At 66.3% G+C, this 26,355-nt stretch carries 23 protein-coding genes, 1 other RNA gene and 1 pseudogene; 20 read left to right on the forward strand and 5 right to left on the reverse strand.

The window, feature by feature from the left end:
- From DMO17_RS13675 to DMO17_RS13710, 8 genes and pseudogenes are all read left to right on the forward strand, one after another.
- Positions 1 to 464 (forward strand): annotated as a pseudogene (locus DMO17_RS13675) (pilus assembly protein); the annotation flags it as partial.
- 9 nt (positions 465 to 473) lie between these two features.
- Positions 474 to 944, forward strand: coding sequence for a TadE family protein (locus DMO17_RS13680; RefSeq protein ID WP_258371549.1), 471 nt, complete (start codon positions 474 to 476; stop codon positions 942 to 944).
- Positions 944 to 1,444 carry a TadE/TadG family type IV pilus assembly protein gene (locus DMO17_RS13685; RefSeq protein ID WP_375538018.1) on the forward strand — a complete coding sequence of 167 codons (501 nt, stop codon included), beginning with the start codon at positions 944 to 946 and terminating at the stop codon, positions 1,442 to 1,444. Before DMO17_RS13680 ends, DMO17_RS13685 begins: the two co-directional genes overlap by 1 nt.
- Complete coding sequence (locus DMO17_RS13690) at positions 1,438 to 2,637, forward strand: AAA family ATPase (protein ID WP_110683049.1); 1,200 nt, start codon at positions 1,438 to 1,440, stop codon at positions 2,635 to 2,637. Before DMO17_RS13685 ends, DMO17_RS13690 begins: the two co-directional genes overlap by 7 nt.
- A gap of 3 nt (positions 2,638 to 2,640) precedes the next feature.
- The gene (locus DMO17_RS13695) at positions 2,641 to 4,068 is read left to right on the forward strand and encodes a CpaF family protein (RefSeq protein WP_110683050.1); all 1,428 of its coding nucleotides are present in this window, start codon (positions 2,641 to 2,643) and stop codon (positions 4,066 to 4,068) included.
- A complete protein-coding gene (locus DMO17_RS13700) occupies positions 4,065 to 5,051 on the forward strand; it encodes a type II secretion system F family protein (RefSeq protein ID WP_110683051.1) in 987 nt (328 codons plus the stop codon). The genes DMO17_RS13695 and DMO17_RS13700 overlap by 4 nt, the downstream gene beginning before the upstream one ends.
- Before the next feature lie 8 nt (positions 5,052 to 5,059).
- A complete protein-coding gene (locus tag DMO17_RS13705) occupies positions 5,060 to 6,031 on the forward strand; it encodes a type II secretion system F family protein (protein ID WP_110683052.1) in 972 nt (323 codons plus the stop codon).
- A gap of 1 nt (position 6,032) precedes the next feature.
- The gene (locus DMO17_RS13710; protein ID WP_110683053.1) at positions 6,033 to 7,067 is read left to right on the forward strand and encodes a tetratricopeptide repeat protein; all 1,035 of its coding nucleotides are present in this window, start codon (positions 6,033 to 6,035) and stop codon (positions 7,065 to 7,067) included.
- 12 nt (positions 7,068 to 7,079) lie between these two features.
- Here DMO17_RS13710 and DMO17_RS13715 read toward each other — a convergent pair whose 3' ends face one another.
- Positions 7,080 to 7,367, reverse strand: a complete 288-nt coding sequence (locus DMO17_RS13715; protein ID WP_110683054.1) for an HU family DNA-binding protein — start codon at positions 7,365 to 7,367, stop codon at positions 7,080 to 7,082.
- Between the two features lie 200 nt (positions 7,368 to 7,567).
- Here DMO17_RS13715 and DMO17_RS20215 point away from each other — a divergent pair, with 200 nt between their 5' ends.
- The 3 genes from DMO17_RS20215 to DMO17_RS13730 all read left to right on the forward strand — a co-directional run bounded on the left by DMO17_RS20215 (position 7,568) and on the right by DMO17_RS13730 (position 11,658).
- Positions 7,568 to 9,202, forward strand: a complete 1,635-nt coding sequence (locus DMO17_RS20215; protein ID WP_110683055.1) for a methyl-accepting chemotaxis protein — start codon at positions 7,568 to 7,570, stop codon at positions 9,200 to 9,202.
- A 129-nt stretch (positions 9,203 to 9,331) separates the two neighbouring features.
- Positions 9,332 to 9,428: signal recognition particle sRNA small type (gene ffs / locus DMO17_RS13725), an RNA gene on the forward strand.
- Positions 9,429 to 9,591: 163 nt separating this feature from the next.
- Positions 9,592 to 11,658 (forward strand): LTA synthase family protein, encoded by a 2,067-nt coding sequence (locus DMO17_RS13730; protein WP_110683056.1) that lies wholly within the window; start codon positions 9,592 to 9,594, stop codon positions 11,656 to 11,658.
- Between the two features lie 5 nt (positions 11,659 to 11,663).
- On the opposite strand, the gene DMO17_RS13735 is transcribed toward DMO17_RS13730, so the two are convergent.
- Positions 11,664 to 12,671 (reverse strand): AraC family transcriptional regulator, encoded by a 1,008-nt coding sequence (locus tag DMO17_RS13735; RefSeq protein ID WP_110683057.1) that lies wholly within the window; start codon positions 12,669 to 12,671, stop codon positions 11,664 to 11,666.
- A gap of 103 nt (positions 12,672 to 12,774) precedes the next feature.
- On the opposite strand from DMO17_RS13735, the gene DMO17_RS13740 reads away from it, so the two are divergent.
- The 4 genes from DMO17_RS13740 (at position 12,775) to DMO17_RS13755 (ending at position 16,515) form a co-directional block, all read left to right on the forward strand.
- Positions 12,775 to 14,247, forward strand: a complete 1,473-nt coding sequence (locus DMO17_RS13740; RefSeq protein WP_110683058.1) for a flavin-containing monooxygenase — start codon at positions 12,775 to 12,777, stop codon at positions 14,245 to 14,247.
- Entirely contained in the window at positions 14,231 to 15,157 is a 927-nt protein-coding gene (locus DMO17_RS13745) for an alpha/beta hydrolase (RefSeq protein WP_110683059.1), read from the forward strand. The genes DMO17_RS13740 and DMO17_RS13745 overlap by 17 nt, the downstream gene beginning before the upstream one ends.
- Entirely contained in the window at positions 15,154 to 15,915 is a 762-nt protein-coding gene (locus tag DMO17_RS13750) for an SDR family oxidoreductase (RefSeq protein ID WP_110683060.1), read from the forward strand. The genes DMO17_RS13745 and DMO17_RS13750 overlap by 4 nt, the downstream gene beginning before the upstream one ends.
- 243 nt (positions 15,916 to 16,158) lie before the next feature.
- Positions 16,159 to 16,515, forward strand: a complete 357-nt coding sequence (locus tag DMO17_RS13755; RefSeq protein WP_110683061.1) for a ribonuclease E inhibitor RraB — start codon at positions 16,159 to 16,161, stop codon at positions 16,513 to 16,515.
- A gap of 51 nt (positions 16,516 to 16,566) precedes the next feature.
- Here DMO17_RS13755 and DMO17_RS13760 read toward each other — a convergent pair whose 3' ends face one another.
- A complete protein-coding gene (locus DMO17_RS13760; protein WP_110683062.1) occupies positions 16,567 to 17,457 on the reverse strand; it encodes a DUF6685 family protein in 891 nt (296 codons plus the stop codon).
- A gap of 134 nt (positions 17,458 to 17,591) precedes the next feature.
- Between DMO17_RS13760 and DMO17_RS13765 the strand changes: the two genes are divergently transcribed.
- Positions 17,592 to 17,813 carry a DUF2835 domain-containing protein gene (locus DMO17_RS13765; RefSeq protein WP_110683314.1) on the forward strand — a complete coding sequence of 74 codons (222 nt, stop codon included), beginning with the start codon at positions 17,592 to 17,594 and terminating at the stop codon, positions 17,811 to 17,813.
- 110 nt (positions 17,814 to 17,923) lie between these two features.
- Positions 17,924 to 18,949 (forward strand): quinone-dependent dihydroorotate dehydrogenase, encoded by a 1,026-nt coding sequence (locus DMO17_RS13770; protein ID WP_110683063.1) that lies wholly within the window; start codon positions 17,924 to 17,926, stop codon positions 18,947 to 18,949.
- 99 nt (positions 18,950 to 19,048) lie between these two features.
- Here DMO17_RS13770 and rmf read toward each other — a convergent pair whose 3' ends face one another.
- Complete coding sequence (gene rmf / locus DMO17_RS13775; protein WP_110683064.1) at positions 19,049 to 19,264, reverse strand: ribosome modulation factor; 216 nt, start codon at positions 19,262 to 19,264, stop codon at positions 19,049 to 19,051.
- Between the two features lie 405 nt (positions 19,265 to 19,669).
- On the opposite strand from rmf, the gene rlmKL reads away from it, so the two are divergent.
- Together rlmKL and DMO17_RS13785 are read left to right on the forward strand one after the other, a co-directional pair.
- Complete coding sequence (rlmKL, locus tag DMO17_RS13780) at positions 19,670 to 21,853, forward strand: bifunctional 23S rRNA (guanine(2069)-N(7))-methyltransferase RlmK/23S rRNA (guanine(2445)-N(2))-methyltransferase RlmL (protein ID WP_110683065.1); 2,184 nt, start codon at positions 19,670 to 19,672, stop codon at positions 21,851 to 21,853.
- A 76-nt stretch (positions 21,854 to 21,929) separates the two neighbouring features.
- Entirely contained in the window at positions 21,930 to 24,347 is a 2,418-nt protein-coding gene (locus tag DMO17_RS13785; RefSeq protein WP_110683066.1) for a diguanylate cyclase, read from the forward strand.
- A 6-nt stretch (positions 24,348 to 24,353) separates the two neighbouring features.
- Here DMO17_RS13785 and dacB read toward each other — a convergent pair whose 3' ends face one another.
- Positions 24,354 to 25,787, reverse strand: coding sequence for a D-alanyl-D-alanine carboxypeptidase/D-alanyl-D-alanine endopeptidase (gene dacB / locus DMO17_RS13790; RefSeq protein ID WP_110683067.1), 1,434 nt, complete (start codon positions 25,785 to 25,787; stop codon positions 24,354 to 24,356).
- A gap of 175 nt (positions 25,788 to 25,962) precedes the next feature.
- Between dacB and DMO17_RS13795 the strand changes: the two genes are divergently transcribed.
- The gene (locus tag DMO17_RS13795; RefSeq protein ID WP_110683068.1) at positions 25,963 to 26,304 is read left to right on the forward strand and encodes a YggL 50S ribosome-binding family protein; all 342 of its coding nucleotides are present in this window, start codon (positions 25,963 to 25,965) and stop codon (positions 26,302 to 26,304) included.
- The last annotated feature ends 51 nt before the right edge of the window (positions 26,305 to 26,355 follow it).

The following is a 26,355-nucleotide window of genomic DNA, read 5'->3' on the forward strand; positions in this document are numbered from 1 at the left end:
GTGGTCAAGGTGGCGGCAATGGTGGTGGACAGGGAGGGGGCAATGGTGGCGGCTCCTCCGTCCCGGCCGTGGCCGACGCTGACGGCAACATAACCGCAGGCGGCCAGGCACTGTTCGACTACAACGACTGGCTGGATGCCGCGAACTCCTGCGCCAGTGGCGGCGGGGGCTGCGAGGATGATGGCGTGGCCGGTCGGCGCATCCTGCGGGTGGTGATAGGCGGGCCCTGTACGGGAACCGACTCCGGTACCAGCCAGATTCCGGTACTGGGGTTCGGCTGCTTCTTCGTGCTGCAGCCAGCGGACCAGAAGGGCAACGAGTCACAAATCTTCGGCCAGTTCGTCGAAATGTGCTCGAGCGACGGGGTGCCGGGGCCGACCCCTGCTGACGAGAACGGTCCGCAGATCATCCAGCTGTACAAGACCTACATCGACGGCATCGCCGTCCCCAGCATCGACTCCTGAGGTGGCCGAATGAATCGCGCGGCGGGCAAGAGAGGGCAGCAGGGCATGGCGATGGTCGAGTTCGCCATCGCCTTGCCATTGCTGGTGCTCCTGCTACTGGGCGTCGCCGAGTTCGGCCGCATGCTGTTCCACTACAACAATCTGCTGCAGGCCAGCCGGGATGCCGGCCGCTATGCCGCGAGCAAGGTCTGGAATGCCACCCTGGGTAGGCTCGACCTGAGCACCAGCTTGCAGACGGAAATCAAGAATGTCGCCGTATACGGGGTGCCATCCACCACCGCGGGCTTTTCTGCCGTGGTGCCGGGACTCACGCCCGATGATGTACAGGTGCGCCCCTCCGCCAGCGATGCGCGTTACATCGAGGTGCAGCTTTCCTACGATTTCCAGCCGGTGATCGGCAGCGTGCTGCCATCGCTCTTCGGCAACGATGTGCCACTCGCCGTCGAGCTCAACTCGACGGTCGTGATGAGGGCACTGTGATGAAACGTCGCATGCAGGGCATCTACGTGGTCGAGTTCGCCATCGTCGGAGTGTTGCTGTTTACCCTGCTGTTCGGTGTGATCGAGATGGGGCGCCTGTACTTCACCGTCAACACCCTGAACGAGACGGTACGGCGTGGCGCGCGCCTGGCAGCGGTGTGCGATATCAGCGACCCGATCATCCTGCGCCGGGCCATTTTCAACGCCGCGGATGAAACCGGCGCCAGCGGCCTGATTGCCAATCTGGATACCGCCGATCTGACGCTGACCTATCTGGACATCAACGGAGCGGTCGTCGCCGCGCCCAGCGACACTTCCGGCAGTAACGGTTTCCGTGCCATCCGCTACGTTCAGTTGCGGGTGGACAACTTCACCTTTGACCTGTTGATCCCCTTGCTCGGCACCCAGATCACCCTGCCCAGCTTCCGGGCAACCCTGCCGCGCGAAAGCCTCGGGCGCCATGCCGAGAATGGGGTGACTCCGGAGATCACGCCATGCTGAACCCATCCAGTGCCTCTCGCAGCGGCCCGCGGCTGCTGATCAGCAGCCGCGATGCCCGCGCGCTCAATCAACTGCAGGAGATCAGCCAGCGCATTCCGGGGCTGCAGGTCAGCACACGCCTGGTCAGCAATGGGCATACCGATCCGCTCTATGGTCTCGACGAGTTGCCGGACTTCCTCCTGCTCTGGGTCAGTCATCTGTGGCGTGACGAGCTGGAGGCCCTGCTGCAGCGGCCGCTCAGTGAGCGCCCGCCGCTGTTGGTCTGCGGCCCGCTGGAGGAGCGCGAGGGGATGCGCATGGCGATGCAGGCCGGCGCCCGCGACTTCCTCTCCGACGCGGTGGTAGAGGCTGAACTGCTGGGCGCCCTGCAGCGCATGCTGCGCGAGAGCCATGTGAGCACCGGTGCTGGTGGCAAGCTGGTGGCGGTGATGAATGCCAAGGGCGGCTCGGGAGCGACCATGTTCGCCTGCAACCTGGCGCACCAGCTCAGCGCGACCGGCGCCAGCACCTTGCTGCTGGATCTCGACCTGCAGTTCGGCAGCGTGGCGCACAGCCTGGACATCGCTCCTACGCACAGCCACGTGGAAGTCATGCAGCAGGTGGAGGGGCTCGACAGCGTGGCCCTGCGCGGTTTCTGCAGCCACTTCAGCCCGACCCTGCATGTTCTGGGTGGGCGCTCCAGTGATCTGTGCCTGGCCCAGGATGTCCGCCTGGAACAGCTGGAAACCCTGCTCCAGTTGGCCCGCGCCAGCTACGACTGGGTCGTGGTGGACCTGCCGCGGCAGATCGACCATCTGACGGGCATCACCCTGGAGCAGGCCGATCACTGCTACATCCTGCTGCAGCAGAGCCTCAGCCACCTGAAGGATGCCAGCCGGTTGCTGCAGATACTGCGCAACGACCTGGGCGTGCAGAGCAACCGCCTGCATGTGGTAGTCAACCGCTACAGCAAGACCGCGCCGATCACCCTGCAGGATATCGATGACGCCCTGCATTGCCCCGATCTGCAGAAGCTGCCGAACGACTTCGCCGCCGTCAGCGAAAGCCAGAACAGCGGCATACCGCTCGAGCTGCATGCCCCGCGTGCGCCCATTACCCTCGCCCTGCGCAGCCTGAAGCAGGAGTTGGCCGGTACCGAGGCCGGCGAACAGGGATTGTTCAAACGTACCTTCAGCCGCCTGTTCAGGGGGTGAGTCATGCTCAGCGACTTTCGTAATCGACTGCGCCAGCAGAGTGGCAAGACCAAGGACGGCGTCGCGTCCACAGAGCCGGCGCCCCCCAGCGTGATGAGCTGGGAGGTTTCCGTACCCTCGGAAGTCTATGAAACCCGTACCCAGCTCAATCAGGTGGAAACCGAGTGGCGCGAGAAGATCTACCAGCAGCTGCTCAAGGTCATGGACCTGTCACTGCTGGACTCGCTGGAGCCCGCCGAGGCGGCCCGGCAGATCCGCGATATCTGCCAGCGCCTGCTGGATGAACATTCGGCGCCGGTATCGACCAGCAGCCGGCAGCTGATCATCAAGCAGATCGGCGACGAGGTGCTCGGCCTGGGACCGCTGGAACCGCTGCTGGCCGACCACAGCGTGTCGGACATCCTGGTCAACGGGCACGCCTCGGTCTACGTCGAGCGCTTCGGCAAGCTGCAACGCACCGACGTGCGCTTCCGCGATGACCAGCACCTGCTCAATATCATCGACCGTATCGTTTCCAGCCTGGGCCGGCGCATCGACGAGTCCTCGCCGCTGGTGGATGCGCGCCTGAAGGATGGCTCGCGGGTCAATGCCATCATCCCGCCGCTGGCCATCGATGGACCGAGCATGTCCATCCGTCGTTTCGCCGTGGACCTGCTCAACGCCGAGAGCCTGATCCAGATGGGCACCATCACCCCGGGTATCGCCCTGATGCTCAAGGCCATCGTGCGCGGTCGCCTCAACGTGCTGGTGTCCGGTGGTACCGGTACCGGCAAGACCACCATGCTCAACGTGCTGTCCAGTTTCATCCCGGACAACGAGCGCATCGTAACCATCGAGGATTCGGCCGAGCTGCAGCTGCAGCAGCCGCATGTGGTGCGTCTGGAAACCCGCCCGCCGAACATCGAGGGCCGCGGCGAAGTGAACCAGCGTGAGCTGGTGCGCAACAGCCTGCGCATGCGCCCGGACCGCATCGTCATTGGCGAGGTGCGTGGTGCCGAGGCCCTGGACATGCTCACGGCGATGAACACCGGCCACGACGGTTCGCTGACCACCATCCACGCCAATACCCCGCGCGATGCGCTGGGGCGGATCGAGAACATGGTGTCGATGACCGGTGCCACGTTCCCGATCAAGGCCATGCGCCAGCAGATTGCCTCGGCCATCGACGTGGTCATCCAGCTGGAACGCCAGGAAGATGGCAAGCGCCGCCTGGTGAGCGTGCAGGAGATCAACGGCATGGAAGGGGAGATCGTCACCATGACCGAGATCTTCACCTTCGAACGGCGCGGCCTTGGCGAACATGGTGAAGTGCTCGGCGAGTATCGTCCCACCGGCATGGTGCCGGCCTTCCGCGACGTGCTGGCCAAGCGTGGCATCGAGTTGCCGCTGAGCCTGTTCCGTCCGGACTGGATGGAGGCGATGCAGTCATGAACCAGATTCCCAGCGAGATGATCCTGGCCTTCCTCGGCATGGTCTTCGCGGCCGTGTTCCTGCTCAGCCAGGGGCTGGTGGTGCCGGTGTTCGGCGAGGCGGGCAAGATGCGCAAGCGCATCCGCTCGCGCCTGCACCTGCTGGAGACGGCCAACCATCTGCCGAACATGCAGACGGTGCTGCGGCAGAAGTACCTAAAACGCCTCTCCCCGCTGGAGGCCGCGCTGGAGCAGCTGCCCTGGTGCGAGCGTCTGGCGCAGATGATCGAGCAGTCCGGGCACGACTATCGCGCCTACCGGGTGATGCTGCTGGCGCTGGCGCTGGTCGTGCTGGTCGGTGTCGCCGCCTGGCTGCTGCTCAAGTTGTGGTGGGCGGCCCTGGTCTTGGCTCTGCTGGCTGGCTGCGTGCCCTTCATCAAGATCGGCAGCGACCGCGCCAAGCGCTTTGCCGATTTCGAGGCGGGGCTGCCCGATGCCCTCGACGCGATGTGCCGGGCCCTGCGCGCCGGCCACCCATTCAACGAGACCCTGCGCCTGGTGGCCGAGGAGCACAAGGGGCCGGTGGCTCACGAATTCGGCCTGACTTTCGCCGACATCAACTACGGTAATGATGTGCGCCGCGCCATGCTCGGGCTGCTGGAACGCATGCCGAGCATGACGGTGATGATGCTGGTGACCACCATCCTCATCCACCGCGAGAGCGGCGGCAACCTCACCGAAGTGCTGGAGCGCATCAGCGGCCTCATTCGCGCGCGGTTCCGCTTCCAGCGTAAGGTCAAGACCCTGTCGGCGGAGGGGCGCATGTCGGCCTGGGTGCTGGTGGCGATTCCCTTCGTGCTGGCCGCCGGGATTGCCGCGACCACCCCGGAGTACATGCCGCTGCTGGTCAAGGATGAATTCGGCCAGAAGCTGGTGATGGCGGCCTTTGGTGCCATGTTGCTGGGCATCTTCTGGATTCGCCGGATCATCCGGCTCGATGTGTAGGAGGCGCCATGGATTACCTGCTGGCTCTGATCAACCGCATGGTCGGCAACGAGGAAATTGCCCGGCTGCTGTTCGTCGGGGGCATTTCTCTCAGCGTGGTCCTGCTGGTGGCGACTCTGGTGTTGCTCCTGTTTGGCCTGCAGGACCCGGTACAGCGGCGCTTGGGCATGATCAAGCGCGGGCACGGGCATGGCGCAGCCGGCACCTATGCCGCGCCGAGCAACCTGCAACTCCTGCTGGAGCAGGTCGGGCAGCGCTTTGCCAGCGACGAGGCCCGCAACAACTCGCCGACCCGCCAGCTGCTCACCCATGCCGGCTATCGCTCCGGTTCGGCACCCCAGGTCTACTGGGCTATTCGTCTGCTGTTGCCGGTACTGCTGCTGATCGCCTCGCTGCTGACCCTGCCCCTGGTACCCGAGCTCTCCCTGAATGTCGGCATCATGCTGGTTGCCACGGCTGTTGGCGTCGGCTGGCTGCTGCCGGCCATCTACGTCGACAAGCGCAAGGAAGGGCGCATGCGGCGCCTGCGGGTCGCATTTCCCGATGCGCTGGACCTGATGGTGGTCTGCGTCGAGTCGGGCTTGTCCCTGCCCCAGGCGATGGAGCGGGTGGCCGAGGAGATGCTGGTCAGCCAACCCGAACTGGCCGAGGAGCTGGCCATGGTGAATGCCGAGATTCGTGCCGGGATACCCAACACCCAGGCACTCAAGCATCTGGCCGAGCGTACCGGTCTGGATGATGTACAGGGGCTGGTCAGCCTGCTGGCCCAGAGCATCCGCTTTGGCACCAGCGTTGCCGACACCCTGCGGGTTTATGCGGAGGAATTCCGCGACCGTCGTACCCAGGCGGCGGAGGAACAGGCTGCCAAGGTCGGGACCAAGCTGATCTTTCCTCTGGTGCTCTGCCTCTGGCCCAGTTTCTTCCTCGTTGCAATCGGCCCCGTGATCGTCGGGATCCTCAGGACTTTCGGGAAGCTATGACATGAACAGGAATCTTTCGTTGCTCGCCTTGTCGCTCGTTCTGGCCGGCTGTCAGAGCATGCCCGAGCTCGGCACCGACCGCTCGATCTTCAACGGCCAGAATTCCGTGCTGTATCAGGTACGGGAGCAGGCCAGCTCGCCAGATCAGGCCATGCGCATGGCGGCCATTGCCTATCAGGGGGGAGCTCTGGATCAGGCGCTGTACCAGTACCTGCGCGCCATCGAACTCGATCCCGAGCAGTACGAGGCCATGGTCTGGGTTGGCCGCATCCACCGTGAGCGCGGCAATAGCCATTTGGCCGAGCTGGCCTTTGCCGATGTGCTGCAGAGCCAACCAGGCAACCTTTCAGCGCTGACGGAAATGGGCTTGCTGCAGTTGGCCCTGCGCCGCGCCGACAGCGCCAAGGAGATGCTGGGCAAGGCCCTGGAGATGGACCAGCGCCGCCTGGGCGGCTCAGCCTCGAGTGAACCGAGCGGCCTCAAGGTCGATAGCAAGTCACCGCTCAAGCTTTACAACGGCCTGGGGGTGCTGGCTGACCTGGATAACGATTTCTCCCGGGCCGGAGAATTCTATCGACTGGCCCAGCAGATCGAACCGCGCTCGCCGCTGGTCGCGAACAGCCAGGGCTACTCCTACTACCTGGCCGGACAGTGGAGCGAGGCCGAGGCACAGTACAGAAGAGGTCTTGGTTTCGATGGCCGTTACGAGCCGCTGTGGCGCAACTATGGCCTGCTGTTGGCACGGATGGGACGCTACGAGGAGGCGCTATCCAGCTTCGAACGGGTCGAGAGTCGTGCAGCCGCCAGCAACGATGTGGGCTACATCTGCATGATCGAAGGCAAGCTGGATGAGGCCGAGCAGTTCTTCCGCAGCGCCATCGACCAGTCCCCTTCGCACTACGAGATGGCCTGGGAGAACCTGCAGCGCATCGAGCAGATTCGTCGTCTGCGCCAGCGTGGCATCGGGCAGGACACCGTCGACGAGGTCGAGGCCTTCGCCGTGGTGCCGAGCGAAGCGCTCAAGGCAGCGCCCTGAGCGCAAACGGCCTCAGTTGCTGGCGTTGAGGCTGTCGGTCAGCGCCTTGGCTGCCACCAGCTTGACCGCCTTCTTGGCAGCGATCTGGATCGCCTTGCCAGTAGCCGGGTTGCGCCCGGTGCGGGCAGGGCGTTCGTTGACCTTGAGCTTGCCGATACCCGGCAGGGTGATTTCCCCATCGTTTTCCAGAGCGTCCGCGACTATTTCACCGAGTTGATCGAGCAGGGCGCGTACGTCGGTCTTCTGCAGGTCGGTGGCTTCGGCGAGGTCGGAAATCAGCTGGTCTTTGGTGATGGCCATGGAGGGCTCCGCGAGGTGGATTCGGCGGGCAAGCTAGCACAAATTGCCCGTAGTCACCCTGTGCATGCCCGGGTACTTCTGCACTCGGTGCCGTGGAGTCCGCTTCAGTGAACCGGCCAGAGTGCACGAGCGGCGGGCATGCGGGCAGAGTCTATGCTTAGTGGCACAACAACAGCACCACCGACCTCCTGGAGGCCACCATGTTGCGCCTATTCGCCGATCTTGGATTCCGCTGGAAGATGGCTCTGCCGATTCTGCTGCTCGCCGTATTGCTGGTGCTCATGGGCGCCCTGAGCGTGCAGGGCATCGGCCAGGTCGCCGACTCCAGCACCCGCCTGACCAATCGCTACCTGCCCGCCATCAGCCTGCTGCTGAATGCCGACCGTGATCTTTACCAGGGCTTCGTCGCCGAGCGCAGCTTGCTTGACGAAGGTGCCAGCGCTCATGCCGAGGCGCTGCGCGCCGCCCATGCGGAAAACCTGCAGCAGGCCTACGACCGCGTGCACAAGTATGCCGAGATGCAGCCGGGGGCCGAGGCACTGGCGCTGGTCGCCAAGTTCGACAGCGGCTACGCCCAGTGGAAGGCGACCTCCAGCCGGGTACTGGAGTTGGCGGCGAGCGATCCGACGGCCGCCTCCGCGCTGAGTTACGGTGACAGCGAGGCGCAGTTCGAAGCCATGCGCGATGCCATCGACAAGCTCGGCGAGCTGGAAGACAGCGAAGCCAACGCCGAAGGTCTGAAGGCCATCGCCCTGGGCGACGACCTCAGCTGGCAACAGGGCGGCATCACCCTCGTCGGTCTACTGGTCTGCGCCGTGCTGGTGCTCGGCTTCCCGGTGCTGGTGACCCGCCCCCTGCACAACCTGCTGCATCGTATCGAGCAGATCGCCGAGGGTGATGGTGACCTGCGGGTGCGTCTGGAAGTCCTGTCGCGCGATGAACTGGGCAAGCTCAGCGATGCCTTCAATCGCTTCCTCGACAAGCTGCAGCCACTGATTCGTGAAGTGGGGCGGGTGACGGGGGAGGTTGCTACCTCGGCCGAGACCCTGGCCAGCATGGCCGCAGCCAACGACCGCCTGATTAGCCACGAGCACCTCGCCGTGGATCAGGTCAGCACTGCCGCCACCGAGATGAGCACGGCCGTGCATGAGGTGGCGCGCAACGCCCAGAATGCCGCCGATGCCGCCCGCAGCGCCGAAGTGCAGTCGCGCGAAGGCGCCCAGGTGGTGGGCGCCACCATCCACGCCATTCGCCAGCTGGCCCATGAAGTGGAGAGTGCATCGGACACCATCCAGACCCTGGAACAGGAAACGGCCAACATCGGCGCCGTGCTGGCGGTGATCAAGGGCATCGCCGAACAGACCAACCTGCTGGCGCTCAACGCCGCCATCGAGGCGGCGCGCGCCGGCGAGCAGGGCAGGGGCTTCGCCGTGGTGGCCGACGAGGTGCGAGCGCTGGCCGCCCGTACCCAGGACTCGACCAAGGATATCCAGCAGATGATCGAGCGCTTACAGGCTGGCGTGCAGAATGCGGTCAAGGCCATGCATTCCGGCAGCGAGAAGGCCCGCGACAGTGTCGAGCGCGCCGCCGGGGTGGACGGTGCGTTGTCCGCCACCGGTGACTCGGTGGCCCGGATCAACGACATGGCAGCGCAGATTGCCAGCGCCTGCGAGCAGCAGAGCAGCGTGACCGAGGAGATTGCGCGCAACATCAGCGATATCCGCGACCTGTCCAACGAGGCGGCGCAGACCTCGGAGCAGAGCACCCAGGCCAGTGCCCGGCTGTCCGAACTGTCCCACGGGCTGGCGCAGCTGGTCGGCCGCTTCCGCGTCTGACCGCCATGGCTGCCGATCGGCACGCCGGATGTGTGCTGCCCGTTCTAAGTGGTTGAAGCGCTTGTAACTTTGCATTCAGCCAGTACAATGGCGCGGCCCGTCGCTCGACGGGCTGCGTTATGGTGGTCCCATCGGTCCCCCCGCAACGATTACCCGTCAACCTGGTCAGGTCCGGAAGGAAGCAGCCATAGCGGGAACATCGTGTGCCGGGGTGTGGCTGGTGGGGCCGCCTCCAATCTTCCCCTTAGTATCCCCCCAGCTCGTTCCGCCTCTGCGGGGCGTGTCTTTGTGTGCATGCGCGAAACCGTCGGCGCCGGCCAGCATTGAACTAATGCCATCACGGCAGGTCTTTGCCGGGTCACCTGCCTTCCCAACGGACTCCATTAGCCATGCATTCAGTGGTTCAACCGGCGACCCCGCAGCTTCCGCTCAGCAGTGTCCGTCACCATCTGATTTTCACCCTTGGCAGCATGCTGCTGCTGATGCTGCTGTTTTCGCTGCTGCGCCTGGCTCTGCTCTGGTACAACGCCGAGCAGATCGGCGAGGCCACGACCGCCGACCTGCTGGAAGCCTTCGGCAACGGCCTGCGCTTCGACATCCGCGTCGTGGTGATTGCCTGTGCCCCCCTGTTGCTGGCCTTGCTCAGCCCCCGAGCTATGGCCGCACGCCGGGCCCAGGTGCTCTGGCTGAGTCTGGTGGCCAGCCTGGCGCTGTTGCTCGGGGTGGCCGAGCTGGACTTCTACCGGGAGTTCCACCAGCGCCTGAACGGCCTGGTGTTCCAGTACCTGGAAGAAGATCTGGGCACCGTCTCGAGCATGCTCTGGCATGGTTTCCCAGTGGTGCGCTACCTGCTGGCCTGGGTACTCGGCAGCCTGGCCCTGGGCCTGCTGTTCCACTGGCTGGCGCAGGTGAGCCGGCCGAGCCGGCCCATTGCGCCGCTGTCCTGGCCCTGGCGCACGGGCGTCTTTGCCCTCTGCCTGGTGCTGGCGGTGATCGCCGGGCGCGGCACCCTCAAGCAGGGGCCGCCACTGCGCTGGGGCGACGCCTTCACCACCGATTCCATGTTTGCCAACCACCTGGGCCTCAATGGCGTTCTGACCCTGGCCGACGCTGCCGAGAACAGCTTCTCCAGCCATCGCGACAATGCCTGGAAGGCCACGCTGCCCGAGGCCGAGGCTTTGCAGGTGGTACGCGAGATGCTGGTCGGCTCGCATGAGCGCCTGGTGGATGTCGAGAGCGCGGCGGTGCGTCGCGACTTCAGTCCGCCGGCCGCCGGGACCCTGCCGATCAAGCATGTGGTGGTGATCCTGATGGAGAGCTTCGCCGGTCGCTGGGTCGGGGCGCTGGGCAGCGATGCGGGCATCACGCCCAACTTCGACCGCCTGAGCCGGGAAGGACTGCTGTTCACCCGTTTCTTCTCCAACGGCACCCATACCCACCAGGGCATGTTCGCCACCATGGCCTGCTTCCCCAATCTGCCGGGTTTCGAGTACCTGATGCGCACTCCCGAGGGGAGCCACCGTTTCTCCGGCTTGCCGCAGCAGCTCAGCACCCGGGGCTATGACGACCTGTACGTCTACAACGGCAATTTCCAGTGGGACAACCAGTCCGGTTTCTTCGGTAACCAGGGCATGCGCAACTTCATCGGCCGCGAGGATTTCGTCGATCCGGTGTTCATCGACCCGACCTGGGGCGTATCCGACCAGGATATGTTCGATCGGGCCGCCGAGGAGCTGGCTAAGCTCGACCCGGACAAGCCCTTCTACGCGCTGCTGCAGACCCTCTCCAACCACACACCCTACGCCCTGCCCGAGCAGTTGCCGGTAGCGCAGGTGACCGAGCATGGCTCGCACAACCAGCACCTCACCGCCATGCGCTATTCCGACTGGGCGCTGGGCCGCTTCTTCGAGCAGGCGCGGAAGTCGCCCTATTACCGCGACACCCTGTTCGTCATCGTCGGCGACCACGGTTTCGGTAGCCCGGAGCAGCTCACCGAGCTGGATCTGTTCCGCTTCAACGTGCCCCTGCTGTTGATCGCCCCCGGCATCCAGGAACGCTTCGGCGAGCGTCGCGACACCGTCGGTACCCAGGTCGACGTGGTGCCGACCATCATGGGCCGCCTCGGTGGCACGACCCGTCAGCAGTGCTGGGGGCGCGACCTGCTCAACCTGCCGGAGGGTGATCAGGGCATCGGCGTGATCAAACCGTCCGGTAGTGACCAGACGGTGGCGATCGTCAACGGCGACAGCATTCTGGTGCAACCCAAGGGCCTGCCGGCCAAGCTCTACCGTTACCAGCTCGACGCGCGCAGGGTCGAACTTGTGCAGGGCGATCCGCGCCAGGAGATGCTGCAGCGGCGTCTCGAGGCTTTCCTGCAGGTCGCGACCGGCAGCCTGCTGGCCAACACCGCCGGCGTCAGTGACGGCGTCGATTTGGCGGCCCGTCGCAGCGACTGAGGCCGTCAGCCTGATTCGCGCTGGAACTGGCGGGGCGCCTTGCCTTTCCAGCGCTTGAAGGCATGGATGAAGTTGGACACTTCGCCATAGCCCAGGCGCTCGGCGATTTCCTCCAGGGTCAGGCCGCCGGTGGCCAGCAACTCCTCGGCCAGGGCCTGGCGTACCTCGTCGAGCAGCTGGCGGAAGTGGCAACCCTCCGCTTCCAGGCGACGGCGCAGGGTGCGCGAGCTCATGTGCAGGCTGCTCGCCACCTGCTCCATGTCCGGCAGTCGCCCCGGGCGCTCCAGAAGCAGGCCGCGGATACGCCCGGCCAGCCCGCTGCGCTGGTTGCGCCTGGCCAGCAGGCGCTGGCACTGCTCCTCGCACAGCCGCACTGCCTGCGGGTTGGCACCCGCCAGTGGCAGGTCGAGCAGCTGGCGGGGAAAGGCGATGCGGTTGTGCGCCTGGCCGAACAGCGGCAGCAGGCCTAGTTCCTCGCGGTAGGGCTCGGTGTCGCTGGGGGCCGGCAGGCGCAGTTCAACCCGCAGCAGGGGCGGGTCGCCGCCGAACAGCTCGCGCAGCACTTGCAGCATGCCCGCCAGGTCGCGCTCCAGCAGGAAGCGCCGCAGCTGCAGCGGGACCTGTGCATCGTCCAGCCACAGGTTGACCTCGTCGCCGCTTTCCTCCACGCGCATGCCGTGGAAGGCGTAGGTCAGGTCCAGGTAGCGCAGGCCCAGGCTGGCGGCATCCCGGAAGGTCGGGCTGGACAGCAGGGCGAAGCCCCAGATGCCATAGCTGTTGAGCCGATAGCGGCGGCCCAGTTTCAGGCCCAGTCCAGGGCGATCATCGCAGGCCCGAACCAGGTTGCGCGCCAGCTGCAGCTCCTGCTCGGCGGCGATCTCCGCGCCCGGGTCGGCGAGCAGGGCCCAGTCCAGGCCGGTGTCCTGCAGGCAGATGTCCAGGGGCAGGCCCAGATCCAAGCCGTACTGGCTGATGAGCTGGACGCTGATGGCGCTGCGGCGGGGGAGTGGCATGATTCTTGGCCTAAGCTCACAATTTTGTGGCCGACTATGCCATAAACCTGCACGCGGGCAATGCTTAGCATGGCGCCGAGTACCAAGGCTCATGGAGATAACAATGGATAACGAGACTCCCGAGCAGGCGTTCAGCCGCGTGCTGATCATCGGTTCCGGCTTCGCCGGCCTTGGCCTGGCCATGCGCCTGCGCCAGCAGGGGCAGGACGACTTCCTGATTCTGGAAAAAGCCGCTGCCCCGGGCGGCACCTGGCGCGACAACGACTATCCCGGCGCGGCCTGCGACGTGCCCTCGCACCTGTATTCCTTTTCCTTCGAACCGAAGACCGACTGGACCCGGCGTTATGCGCCGCAGGCGGAGATCCATGCCTATGTGCGCCAGTGCATCGAGCGCCACGGCCTGGCGTCGCGCATTCGCTGCAACAGCGAGGTGGCCGAGGCCGAGTTCGACGAGCGCGCCGCCCTGTGGCGGGTGACCACCACCGATGGCGCGACCTTCCGCGCGCGGGCCCTGGTCAGCGCCTGCGGCCAGCTCAACCGGCCGCTCTACCCGCGCATTGCCGGGCTGGAGCGTTTTGCCGGGGCGAGTTTCCACTCGGCCCGCTGGCGCCATGACATCGACCTTGCCGGCAAGCGCGTGGCGGTGATCGGCACCGGCGCCAGCGCCATCCAGTTCGTGCCGCAGATAGTGCCCAAGGTGGCGCGCCTGCACCTGTTCCAGCGCACTCCGGCCTACGTGCTGCCCAAGCCGGACCGTGCCTACAGCCGCCTGGAGCTGGCCCTGATGCAGCGCTGGCCCTGGACGCAGAAGCTTGACCGCGCCCTGCAGTACCTCCATCACGAAGTGCGTGGCGTGGCCTTCTTCCTGCTGCCCTGGCTGATGAAGCCCTATCGCCGGCAGTTCCTCCGCCACCTCGCCCGCGAGGTGGCCGACCCGGTGCTGCGCGCCAGGCTGACGCCGGACTATCCGCTGGGCTGCAAGCGCATCCTGATCAGCAACGACTACTACCCGGCGCTGGTGCAGCCGCAGGTGGAGGTGGTGGGCGAGGCGATCCGCGAAGTGACCGAGCACGGCATAGTCACGGCCGATGGCCAGGAGCGTGCGGTGGATGTGCTGATCTACGGCACCGGCTTCGCCGCGAGCGACTTCCTCGCCCCCATGCGCATCCGCGGCCTCGGCGGCCGCGAGCTGAGCCAGGCCTGGAAGGATGGCGCCGAGGCTTACAAGGGCATCAGCGTCAGCGGCTTCCCCAATCTGTTCATCCTCTACGGGCCGAACACCAACCTGGGGCACAACTCGATCATCTACATGCTCGAAAGCCAGTATCCCCATGTGTTGCAGTGCCTGGCCAGGCTGGAGCAGGGCGTGCGCTACCTGGACGTGCGCCAGCCGGCGCAGGAGGCCTGGAACCGCCAGGTGCAGCACGACATCGAGCACTCGGTCTGGGAGCAGGGGTGTACCAGCTGGTACAAGAACGCCGCCGGTAAGCACACCAACAACTGGTCGGGCTTCACCTTCAGCTACCGCCGCCACACCCGGCGGCCACAGTGGAGCGACTATGACCAGGTCCGTTGAGCTACCAAGTCCGCCAGGCCTGGGGCAGCGCCTGCTCAGCGGCGTGCTGCGCGGCAGCACTCGGCTGGTGTTTCGCACGGGCCTGCATCCACGCCTGGCGCCGTCGCTGCAGCGGCGTGTGCTGCGCCTGGCCACGCGGCTGGCGCCGCCAGCCCGCGGCGTACGCATCGAGCCGGCCCGGCTCGGCGGCGTGCCCTGCGAATGGCTCACGGCCGCGCGCGATAACGGCTGGGTGCTGCTCTACCTGCACGGTGGTGCCTTCATGGTCGGCTCGCCGCAGACCCACCGGGCGATCACCAGCGCGCTGGCCCGCTTGGGCGGGCTGCGGGTCTGCGCCCTGGATTACCGGCTGGCGCCGGAGCATCCCTGGCCGGCCGCCTCCGACGATGCGCTGGCGGCCTACCGGGCGCTGCTGGCGCAGGGGCAGCCGGCCGAGCGCATCGTCATCGCTGGCGATTCGGCCGGCGGCAACCTGACCCTCAACTGCGCCCTGCGCCTGCGCCAACTGGGCCTGCCACAGCCGGCGGCGCTGGTGTGCCTGTCGCCGCTCAGCGACCTCGGCGGCGGAACCTGGCACGAGCCGCCGGCCGGCGATCCGCTGATCACCGCGGCCTGGCTGCGCCAGGGGATAGACGCCTATTGCCCGCCCGGGGTGGACCGGCGCGACCCGCTGCTGTCGCCGCTGTTCGCCGACCTGCATGGCCTGCCGCCGCTGCTGGTGCAGGTCGGCGAGGATGAGCACCTGTTGCAGCACAGCCTGCGGTTGCGCGAGTGCGCCGGTCTGGACCTGCAGCTGGAGGTCTACCCCGGGCAGTGGCATGTGTTCCAGATCAACTGCGGCCTGCTCGACGTCGCCAAGCTGGCGCTGCGGCGGGTCGCCGAATTTCTCGGGGAGAGGGGCTGCCGATGAACAACATCCTGATCACTGGCGCCGCTTCCGGCATCGGCGCCGCCACCGCGCGGCTGTTCCATGCGCGCGGCTGGAGCGTCGGCCTGCTCGATATCGAACACCAGGCCCTGGCCGAACTGGCCGCGGAACTGGGCGGGGCCTGGCACGCCGAGCTGGACGTGACCGATGCCGGGGCGGTGCGCGAGGCCTTGCGGGACTTCTGCGCCGCTCACGGTGGTCGCCTGCGCCTGCTGTTCAATTCCGCCGGGGTGCTGCGCTTCGGCCATTTCGAGGAGATCGGCCTCGAGGAGCACGCGCGCATCCTGCAGATCAACGTGCTCGGCCTGCTGCAGGTCACCCATGCGGCCTTTCCCTACCTAAAGGGCACCCCGCGCGCTCAGGTGATCAACATGAGCTCGGCTTCGGGTCTCTATGGCACGCCGCACATGGTCAGCTACTCGGCGTCCAAGTTCGCCGTGCGCGGTCTGACCGAGGCCCTGGAGCTGGAGTGGCGGCGCCACGGCATCCATGTCGGCGACCTGATGCCGCCATTCGTGCGCACACCGATGGTGACGCGGCAGGGCTTCGAGCCGCCGGCTCTGCGTCGCCTGGGTGTCCGGCTGGCGGCCGAAGACATCGCCCGGGTGGTGTGGCAGCAGGCCGCGCGGCCCCGGGTGCACCGGCCCCTGCATTGGCTGTTCCGCCTGATGTATGCCGCCGGCCAGGTGTCACCGCCCTCGATCAACCGCCTGTTGATGGGCTGGCTCAGCCGCGACTGAGCCACCCGTCGCCGAAGCCCTGGCCAATGGTCGGTGTGCCAGCAGTCTGCCGGCGCAGACGCTACCCTGAAGAGGTGGCGGAATCGACGGGCGTGCGCCTGGCCGGCCGCCTGCGGGCTTGAGGTCCGCGCATGCAAGGCCAGGCAGCGCTTGCCTGGCTATCGTGCGACACCCTAAGGTGTCGCGGTGCCGTCGGATTCCTGGCGGTTGCGGTCTATCCATCGCCTGAGAGGAGGTCGTTACATGAGCACAACCTTCCAAGATGATGTCAGCAGTAGTGTTCTGCGCCGCATGAAAGAGGGTGGTTTCGATTTTGCCCGGGTTCATCCCATCGAGTTCTACGCCATTTTCCCGGATGAGGACCGGGCCAGACAGGCGGCAAGGCAGTTTCGCGGTGAATCCCTCAATGCACAGGTCTGCGTGCGTGAGGATGGCGCCTGGCACCTGCAGGTCAGCAAGGTGATGTATGCCACCCATGCCGGCATCGGCGACTTCGAGCAGGATCTGGAGGCCCTGGTGATACCCCTGGGCGGTGTGCTGGATGGCTGGGGGGTGACTCAGGAAGTGCGTCTCGACGTTCAGGCCGGCAGCAGGGTCTGAGCAAAGCCGGCCAGCCCTGCGGGGCTGGCCGATCCCATCCTTTTCCTTGGCTCAGCCCGTGGTGCGCTGATGCAGCGCGTCCAGATAACCGATCACGTCCGGGGCACCTGCCAGGCGCAGACCTTCGCCCAGGGCATTGGCCTCCGCCGAATTCTTGGGTAGCAGCAGGAACTCCGGGGCATCGGCGTAGCGCAGCAGTGACAGGCGAGCATAGGGCAGGCCGTGATTGAGCAGCAGGCTCATGAAGGCCGGTTCGCTCCAGGCCTGCACCGGCATGGCCAGCATGTGGTAGCGCCGGCGCAATTCGCCCAGCCCGCTGGCGCTGAGGCGGTAGCGCGTCAGTTCGGCCGGCAGGGTCACTTCCAGGCCGCGCAGGCGGGCGTAGGCGATGGCGCAGGCGAAGGCTTCGCCCTGCTGTTCGCCGGCCCAGAACAGCCGCTCGCCGTACCAGCTGGCCTGGCGCACTTCGACCGCTTGGGCGGCGAGGAAGCGCGGCATGGCCTGGCTGATGGTCTTGAGAAAGTCCTTGTAGCTGATGATGCGGACGCCGCGGCCCAAGGGGCTGGCCGCCAGTTCCTCGAAGCTGGCCAAGCGGTCATCCAGGCTCGGCGGCGGGCTGCACAGGCCATCGATGCGGCGCAGATCGAAGTCATCCAGGTGCAACACCTCGCGCTCGACCACCCCCATCAGTACGGCGCGGGCGGCGGCCTTGTCCTCCTGCACCGGGCCGGACAGCGCATCGCGCGGCAGGTCCACCAGACGCTGCAGCGGCGGCCCGGCCGCCCACCAGAGGCTGGCCGCCGGCACCGGCAACGGCTGGAACGGCAGCTGCAGATGGCGGGCACGCTCGAACACCAGGCGCGGCACACGGCCGCTCAGACCCAGGCGCTGGGCCAGGGCGGAGAGGCGAGAGGCGATGGAGGAGGTGTCGGACAGACTCATGACCCGCAGGAGGCTCCTGGTACTACTGTGCCAGTGTGGCAGAGCCGCCGGCGCTGCGCACTATCCGGATGAGCCTGAATCGTTTCGGCGCGAGCCTGTGGCAGAATGATGCCGTCCATTTCGAGGGTGCCTCCATGCCCAGCCTGGTGCTGGATATCGCCTTGCCTGCGGAGCGCTTCCTGGCTGTTTACCAGGGGCGCGCCAATCGGGTTCTGCTGTACAGCCGCGACGGCCGCAAGGTCAGCTTGCCGGCCCATCACCTGCGTCCATTCCTGCGCCACGACGGCATTCATGGCGTGTTCGAGCTGGAATTCAGCGCGGCCGGTGAACTGCTCGACCTGCGTCAGTTGCGATAAGCGCCCGAACGATACTCCTTATTACTCCCTTGCCTCGCCGGAGGCTAGTGCCGGCGGCTATAATCGCGTCCTGCTTCCCACTGAAACCCTTATTCCGAGCCGACCCGCCCATGTACGACCTGGCCCGCGCGCTGCTGTTCCGTCTCGCCCCCGAAACCTCCCATGAGCTGTCTATCGACCTGATCGGTGCCGGCGGTCGCATGGGCCTCAACGGCCTGCTGTGCAAGGCGCCAAGCCAGTTGCCGGTGACCGTGATGGGCCTGCACTTTCCCAACCCCGTGGGCCTGGCCGCCGGCCTGGACAAGAACGGCGATGCCATCGACGGCTTCGCCCAGCTGGGCTTCGGCTTTGTCGAGATCGGCACCGTGACCCCGCGTCCGCAGCCGGGCAACCCCAAGCCGCGCCTGTTCCGCCTGCCGGAAGCGACCGCCATCATCAACCGCATGGGCTTCAACAACCACGGCGTCGAGCACCTGCTGGCGCGGGTGCGGGCGGCCAAGTACAAGGGCGTGCTGGGCATCAACATCGGCAAGAACTTCGATACCCCGGTCGAGCGCGCGGTGGATGATTACCTGATCGGCCTGGACAAGGTCTACGCCCACGCCAGCTATGTCACCGTCAATGTCAGCTCGCCGAATACTCCTGGTCTGCGCAGCCTGCAGTTCGGCGACCAGCTCAAGCAGCTGCTCGAGGCCCTGCGCCAGCGCCAGGAAGACCTGGCCGTGGAGCATGGCAAGCGTGTGCCGCTGGCGATCAAGATCGCGCCCGACATGAGCGACGAGGAAACCGTGCAGGTGGCCCAGGCGCTGGTGGAGACCGGCATGGACGCAGTGATCGCCACCAACACCACCCTCGGCCGCGAGGGCGTGGAGAACCTGCCGTTCGGTAGCGAGGCCGGCGGTCTGTCCGGCGCGCCGGTGCGCGACAAGAGCACCCATACCGTGCGGGTGCTGGCCGGCGAGCTGAAGGGCCGCCTGCCGATCATCGCCGTGGGCGGCATCACCGAGGGTGCGCATGCGGCCGAGAAGATCGCCGCCGGCGCCAGCCTGGTGCAGATCTACTCCGGCTTCATCTACAAAGGGCCGGCGCTGATCCGCGAGGCGGTGGATGCGATCGCCGCGCTGCCGAGATCCTGAGGGGCTTTTAACCGGCAATAAAAAGGGCCCCTGAGGGGCCCTTGGGCTCTCGCCCGCCGTCCGGATGGGACGGTCTGGTGAAGTCGGGGTGATCCTGATTCAGCCGACAGCGTGAAGTTCGTTGAGTCTGTGGATGCCGGCGGCGCCGGTCAGTCCGTCCCAGTTGTCACCGCGGCCCTCGCGCCAGCCATTGATCCAGGCTTGACGGGTAGTGGGGTGGGTGAAAGGACACATATCGCGGGATTTACCATGAACGCCGTGCTGATAGCCGCGCAAGAAAGCTCGTTCCAACGGATCACGCTTAAGTCTTCTCATCGGGTGTTGCCCTCACTGTTGACTGTTATGTCCCGTTGGCCCCTTGGTGGGACCGGGCAGAAATGTTCTGCCAGCGGGGCTCGCTGCCGGCGTGGCGAGCCACCTGCCAGTACCATTGCGGTACCGGCCTGAGTTGATTTCTAACGAATGCGTTCCACCCTGTGAATGATCGTTTTGTCATAAGGGCGTAACGCGAATAGGGCAGGAGCCATAAGCTGGTGGCTTGTGGCGATTGCCACTGGTGCGTCGAGCCGCGAAATACGGGCTTCCTCGTACCGAACGAAGGCCTTGTACCATTGCGAACCGCTCTCGTCTGCGAGGCCGGTTCATTCCGACGAAGGGTCGCCATGCGACCGCGCGTCGCATATCTTGGCCCGCGGGCCGCACTGAATTACTGGATAGCCCATGTCTGACCGCTACGAACTGATCCTGACCTGCCCCAAGAGCCTGGAAAGCCTGTTGGCCGAGGAGGCCGCCGGCCTGGGGCTGGAGGAAGTGCGCGAGCAGACTGCCGCCGTGCGTGGCTTCGCGCCCATCGAGGTGGGTTATCGCCTGTGCCTGTGGTCGCGCCTGGCCAACCGCGTGCTGCTGGTGCTGCGGCGTTTCCCGGTGGTGGATGCCGAGTCCCTGTACCAGGACGTGCTGGCCGTGGACTGGGCCGAACACATGGAGCCTTCCGGCACCCTGGCCGTGGAGTTCAGCGGCAATGGCTCGGGCATCGACAACACCCACTTCGGTGCGCTGAAGGTCAAGGATGCGATCGTCGACAAGCTGCGCACCGCCGATGGCACGCGACCGTCGATCGACAAGATCAACCCGCACCTGCGCATTCATCTGCGCCTGGATCGCGGCGAGGCCGTGCTGTCGCTGGACCTGTCCGGGCACAGCCTGCACCAGCGTGGCTACCGCCTGCAGCAGGGCGCCGCGCCGCTCAAGGAGAACCTGGCTGCCGCCATCCTGATCCGCGCCGGCTGGCCGCGTATTGCTGCTGCGGGTGGCGCCCTGGCCGACCCGATGTGCGGGGTCGGCACCTTCCTGGTCGAGGCGGCGATGATGGCCACCGATATGGCGCCGAACCTGCGTCGCGAGCGCTGGGGCTTCTCCAACTGGCTGGGCCATGTGCCGGCAATCTGGAAGAAGCTGCACGCCGAAGCCGAGCAGCGCGCCACCGCCGGCCTGGCCAAGCCGCCGCTGTGGATCCGCGGCTACGAAGCCGATCCGCGGCTGATAACGCCGGCGCGCAACAACATCGAGCGCGCCGGGCTGGGCGAGTGGGTCAAGCTGTACCAGGGCGAGCTGGCCACCTTCGAGCCGCGCCCGGACAAGAATCAGACCGGCCTGATCGTCTGCAACCCGCCCTACGGCGAGCGCCTGGGCGACGAGGCGAGCCTGCTCTACCTCTACCAGAACCTCGGCGAGCGCCTGCGCCAGAGCTGCCTGAACTGGGAGGCAGCGGTGTTCACCGGCGCGCCGGAGCTGGGCAAGCGCATGGGCCTGCGCAGCCACAAGCAGTACGCCTTCTGGAACGGCGCGCTGCCGTGCAAGCTGCTGCTGTTCAAGGTGCTGCCCGAGCAGTTCGTCACCGGTGAACGCGGCGAACGGCGCCAGGGCGAAGAGGGCGCTGCCCCGGTGGCCAGCGAGCCGGCGCGCCTGTCCGAGGGCGGACAGATGTTCGCCAACCGCCTGCAGAAGAACCTCAAGAGCCTCGGCAAGTGGGCGAAGAAGGCCGGTATCGAGTGTTATCGCCTGTACGACGCCGACATGCCCGAGTACGCCCTGGCCGTCGACCTGTACCGCGACTGGGTGCACGTGCAGGAATATGCGCCGCCACGCTCCATCGACCCGGACAAGGCCCAGGCGCGCCTGCTCGACGCCCTGGCGGCGATCCCGGTGGCGCTAGGCATTTCGCCCGACAAGGTGGTGATCAAGCGCCGCGAACGGCAGAGTGGCAGCAAGCAGTATGAGCGCCAGGCCAGTCAGGGCCAGTTCATGGAAGTCAGCGAAGGTGGTGTGCGCCTGCTGGTCAACCTCACCGACTACCTCGACACCGGCCTGTTCCTCGATCATCGCCCGCTGCGCCTGCGCATCCAGCAGGAGGCGGCCGGCAAGCGCTTCCTCAATCTGTTCTGCTACACCGCCACGGCCACCGTGCACGCGGCCAAGGGCGGCGCGCGCAGCACCACCAGCGTCGACCTGTCGAAGACCTACCTGGACTGGGCGCGGCGCAACCTGTCGCTCAATGGCTTCTCCGACAAGCAGCGCCTGGAGCAGGGCGACGTGATGGCCTGGCTGGAAGCCGATCGCGGCGAGTACGACCTGATCTTCATCGACCCGCCGACCTTCTCCAACTCCAAGCGCATGGAAGGGGTGTTCGATGTGCAGCGCGACCATGTACGCCTGCTCGACCTGGCCATGGCCCGTCTGGGCAAGGGCGGCGTTCTGTACTTCTCCAACAACTTCCGCAAGTTCCAGCTCGACCCGGGCCTAGCCGAGCGCTATGCGGTGGAGGAGATCAGCGCCCAGACCCTCGATCAGGACTTCGCCCGCAATCCAAAGATTCACCGTGCCTGGCGCTTCGTGGCGAGCTAGCATAAAGGCAATATGACACCACCTGCCCGAGTGGCAGTCGCATGACAGGGATGTCCGCCTTCGAAAGCGAGTCTGCATGGCGGCATTGCCCACTGTCCCGCCCAGCGGCCGGGACCTGCTGCGCAACAACCTGGTGGCCTGGCTGCTGTCCGGTACCGTCTGCCTGGGTGGGTTGCTGCTGACCGCAGGGCTGGCCAGGGCCGTCGGCCATTTCTACCAGGGGCAGCTGGAGCAGCGCTTCCACTGGGCGGCCAGCGAACGCGCCACGGCCATGCAAAACAGCTTTGCCGCGCACATGGCCGACCTCGACGGCCTGCGCCGCTTCTTCACCAATACCCAGCTGGTCACCAGCCGCGAGTTCTCCGGCTATGTCGCCGGTTTACTGCCACGAGCCTTCTCCTACGCCTGGTTGCCGCGCGTGATGCAAGCCGAGCGCCAGGGTTTCGAGCGCGCGGCCCGCGCCGAAGGCCTGACGGATTATTCGATCCGCGACCTCAACAGCTCTGGCGAGCTGGTACCCGCAGCCCTGCGCGAGCAGTACTTTCCCCTGCGTTTCGTGGAAACCGACCAGGGCGGCAGCGCATCGGTACTGGGACTCGATCTTGCCGCACTGGACAGCCGGCGCGACACCCTGGAACGGGCCCGGCGTAGCGCCGATATGGCGGCTTCAGGCGTCATCGAGTTCATCGGCACCCGGGCCGGCGACAGCGACGGCCTTCTGCTGGCCGCAGCCATCTACCGCGGTCCCACGCCGGGCGACGCCAGTGCCCGGCCACGGACGGCGCTGCGCGGTTACATCCTGGCGGCGTTCAGCATCCGCCAGTTGCTGCGCGAGCAGGAGAGTGCGGAGAGCGCCCGCAACCTCAGCCTGGAGCTGCTGGAAACCAGCCCCCTGCCCGGGCGCAAGCTGCAGTATCGCTCGGCCATCGCGGCAACCGGCAGCACGCTGCAGTTACGCCGGGAGCTGCACCTGGCCGATCGCAGCTACGCGCTGATCATTCGCCCGACCGAAGCCTTCCTGCAGGTCAACAGCACACCGGTATTGACCGTGGTACTGGGCGCCGGACTGCTGCTCAGCCTGCTGATGGCGGTACTGCTGTTCGTTCTGGTCAGCCAGCGCCAGCGCGCCCATGCTCTGGTGCGCGAGCAGACGGCTGCGCTGCGTCAGCGCGAGGCCGAGCTGGCGCGGGTCAATGGCCAGCTGCGCGGCGTGCTGGATGCGGCGACCCAGGTGGCGGTGATCGCCACCGACCTGGACGGCACCATACGTACCTTCAACGTCGGTGCCGAGCGCATGCTCGGCTACTCGGCCGGGGAGGTGGTGGGCCGGCACTCGCCGCTGCTTATCCATCTGCCAGAGGAAGTGCTCAGGCGAGGCCAGGAACTGAGCCTGCGGCTGGGCCGGCCGGTCAGCGGCTTCGAGGTGTTCATCGCCGACACCGGCGGCGCTCAGGCCTATGACCAGCACGAGTGGACCTATGTGCGCCGCGACGGCCGCCGCTTGCTGGTCAACCTGATCGTCACCGGCATCCGTGGCAATCAGGGCGAGCTGGTGGGCTACCTGGGCATCGCCATCGACATCACCGAGGCCAAGCTCAGCCGCCAGGCCCTGGAGGCCCGCGACCTGCTGCTGGAGAAGCTCACCGCCAATGTGCCCGGGGCCATCTACCAGTACCAGCTGCGCCCGGATGGCAGCACCTGTTTCCCTTTCGCCAGTGCCGGCATCCGCAATATCTACGAACTGGAGCCGGAGACACTGCGCCAGGATGCCTCGGCCGTGTTCGGGCGTATTCACCCCGAGGATATCGAAGCACTGCGACGCAGCATCCAGGCTTCCGCAGAGCTGCTGCAGCCCTGGCGCGAGGAGTACCGTGTGCTGCTGCCACGCCAGGGCCTGCGCTGGCTGCGCGGCGAAGCCACGCCGGAGCGCCTCGGCGATGGCAGCGTGCTGTGGCACGGCTATCTCAGCGACATCACCGGGCCCAAGCTGGTGGAGCAGGAGCTGCGCGCCCTGTCGATCACCGATGCGTTGACCGGCGCCTACAACCGGCGCTTTTTCCAGGAACGCCTGGAGATGGAGATCGCCCGCGCCCGCCGCTATGTCGGCAGCCTGTCGGTGGTGATGCTGGATATCGACCACTTCAAGCTGATCAATGACCGCTTCGGCCACCAGAGCGGCGATCTGGTGCTCAAGGAAGTCTGCGCGCGCATTCGTCAGCGCCTGCGCAGCATCGACCTGCTCTGTCGCCTGGGCGGCGAGGAGTTCATCGTGCTGTCGCCCGGCACGGCTCCGGAGCAGGCCGACCAGCTGGCCAAGGCGCTGTGGCAGATTATGCGCGAGGCGCCGTTGGGAGAGGTCGGCCAGGTCACCGCCAGCTTCGGCGTGACGGCCTGGCAGGCGGGCGAGAGCAGTGACGCCATGCTGCGGCGGGTCGACATGGCGGTGTACCAGGCCAAGCAGAACGGGCGCGACCGTGTCGAACGGCTGCCCTGAACAGGCTCAGCGCCGGTAGATGTCCAGCAGCACCTGATCGAGGATCGCCGAGGCGCCCCAGGGGCGCTGGTCGTTGAGAATGGCCACCACCACCCAGTTCTTGCCCTTGGCGGTGCGGGTGAAGCCGGCGATGGCGCGGACGTTGTTCAGGGTGCCGGTCTTGATATGGGCCTGGCCTTCCATGCCAGTACGCTTGAGGCGCTTGCGCATGGTGCCGTCCATGCCCACCAGCGGCATCGAGGCGATGAACTCGGCGGCATAGGGGCTGTGCCAGGCGGCCTGCAGCATGCCGGCCAGCTCCCGCGCACTGACCCGCTCGGCGCGCGACAGGCCGGAGCCATTCTCGATCACCAGATGCGGCGCGGTGATGCCCTTGCGTGCCAGCCAGGCGCGGATCGCCCGCTGCGCGGCCTTGGCGTCGTCGCTGTCGGCACGGTCGCGGAACTGGGCGCCGAGGCTGAGGAACAGCTGCTGGGCCATGGTGTTGTTGCTGTACTTGTTGATGTCGCGGATCACCTCCACCAGGTCCGGGGAGAAGGTCCGCGCCAGCAGCTTGGCGTTCTTCGGCACGTCACCGACCCGATCCTTGCCGAGGATGCTGCCGCCCAATTCCTGCCAGATGGCGCGCACGGCTCCGGCGGCGTAAGAGGGATGGTCGAGCAGGGCCAGGTAGCTCTGGGCACTGCAGCCCTCGGGCAGCTTGCCGGTGACCACCAGGGTGGTGCCGTCGTACTGGGCCACCGGGTTGTAGCGCACGTCCGGCCAGGCCGGGCACTTGGCGGCGCCGAGGGCCTTGACCTTGTTGTCGATGCGCACGTTGGTCAGCGGCGGCTCCATCATCACGCTGACCTTGCCGCCGGAGGTGCGGGTGATCATGCGCACGGCCTTGAGGTTGACCAGCAGCGAGTCGGGACCGACCAGGAAGGGCTTGTTCGGGTCGCCGCCATCGTCATTGAAACTGGGCAGCTGCGGCTGGTTGAAGTGGCTGCGGTCCAGCACCAGGTCGCCGCTGATCTGCTGCACGCCATTGGCGCGCAGGTCGCGCATCATCAGCCAGAGCTTCTCCATGTTCAGCTTGGGGTCGCCGCCACCCTTGAGGTAGAGGTTGCCATGCAGTACGCCGTTCTTCAGCGGGCCGTCACCGTAGAACTCGGTACGCCACTGGTGGGTGGGGCCGAGCAGCTCGAGGGCAGCGTAGGTGGTGACCAGCTTCATGGTCGAGGCGGGGTTCACCGAGACATCGGCGTTGTAGACGATGCCATTGCCGGCGCCGTCCAGCGGCAGGGCCACCACCGACAGGCTGTTGGGGGAAATCTTGTTGGCCTTGAGCGACTGCTGGACCTTGGCCGGCAGCACGCTGCTGACCTGGGCGGCGGAGAGGGGCAGGGCGGTGGGCAGTAGAAGCGAAGCGAAGACGAAGTGGCGAAGCGTTCTGATCATTGGCACGGGCCCAGGTCGAAAGGGGCGAGAAGAGAGGTGCGGATTTGCCGCGCATTATGCCCGAACCGGGCGCGATGGCAGCGTCCGGGCGGGCTTTTTTCTGATCGGGCGGGCAGCCGGCGCGGCAACCTGCTAGAGTGCCGCCCGTTATTTCATCGAGTATCTAGGAGTTTTTATGGCCACCAACCGTTCCCGCCGCCTGCGCAAGAAACTGTGCGTCGACGAATTCCAGGAACTGGGCTGCGAGCTGACCCTGAGCTTCCGCGAGGGGCTGACCGAGGCCGAGGCCGACCAGTTTGTCGAGCAGTTCCTGCGCGATGCCATCGATGGCAACGGCCTGGGTTATGTCGGCGGCGAAGACTACGGTTTCGTCTGCCTGGCCAAGCGTGGCTCGGTCAGCGAAGAGCAGCGTACCCAGCTGGAAGCCTGGCTGAAAGGGCGCAAGGAACTGACCGAGTTCAACCTGAGCCCGCTGATGGATGTCTGGTATCCGGAGAATCCGATCAACCAGGCCTGAATCGGCAACAAAAAAGCCGTTACCCACGGGTAACGGCTTTTTTATGCGCGC

The organism is Aquipseudomonas alcaligenes, assembly GCF_003205495.1.
GTDB classification, from domain to species: Bacteria; Pseudomonadota; Gammaproteobacteria; order Pseudomonadales; family Pseudomonadaceae; genus Aquipseudomonas; species Aquipseudomonas alcaligenes_B.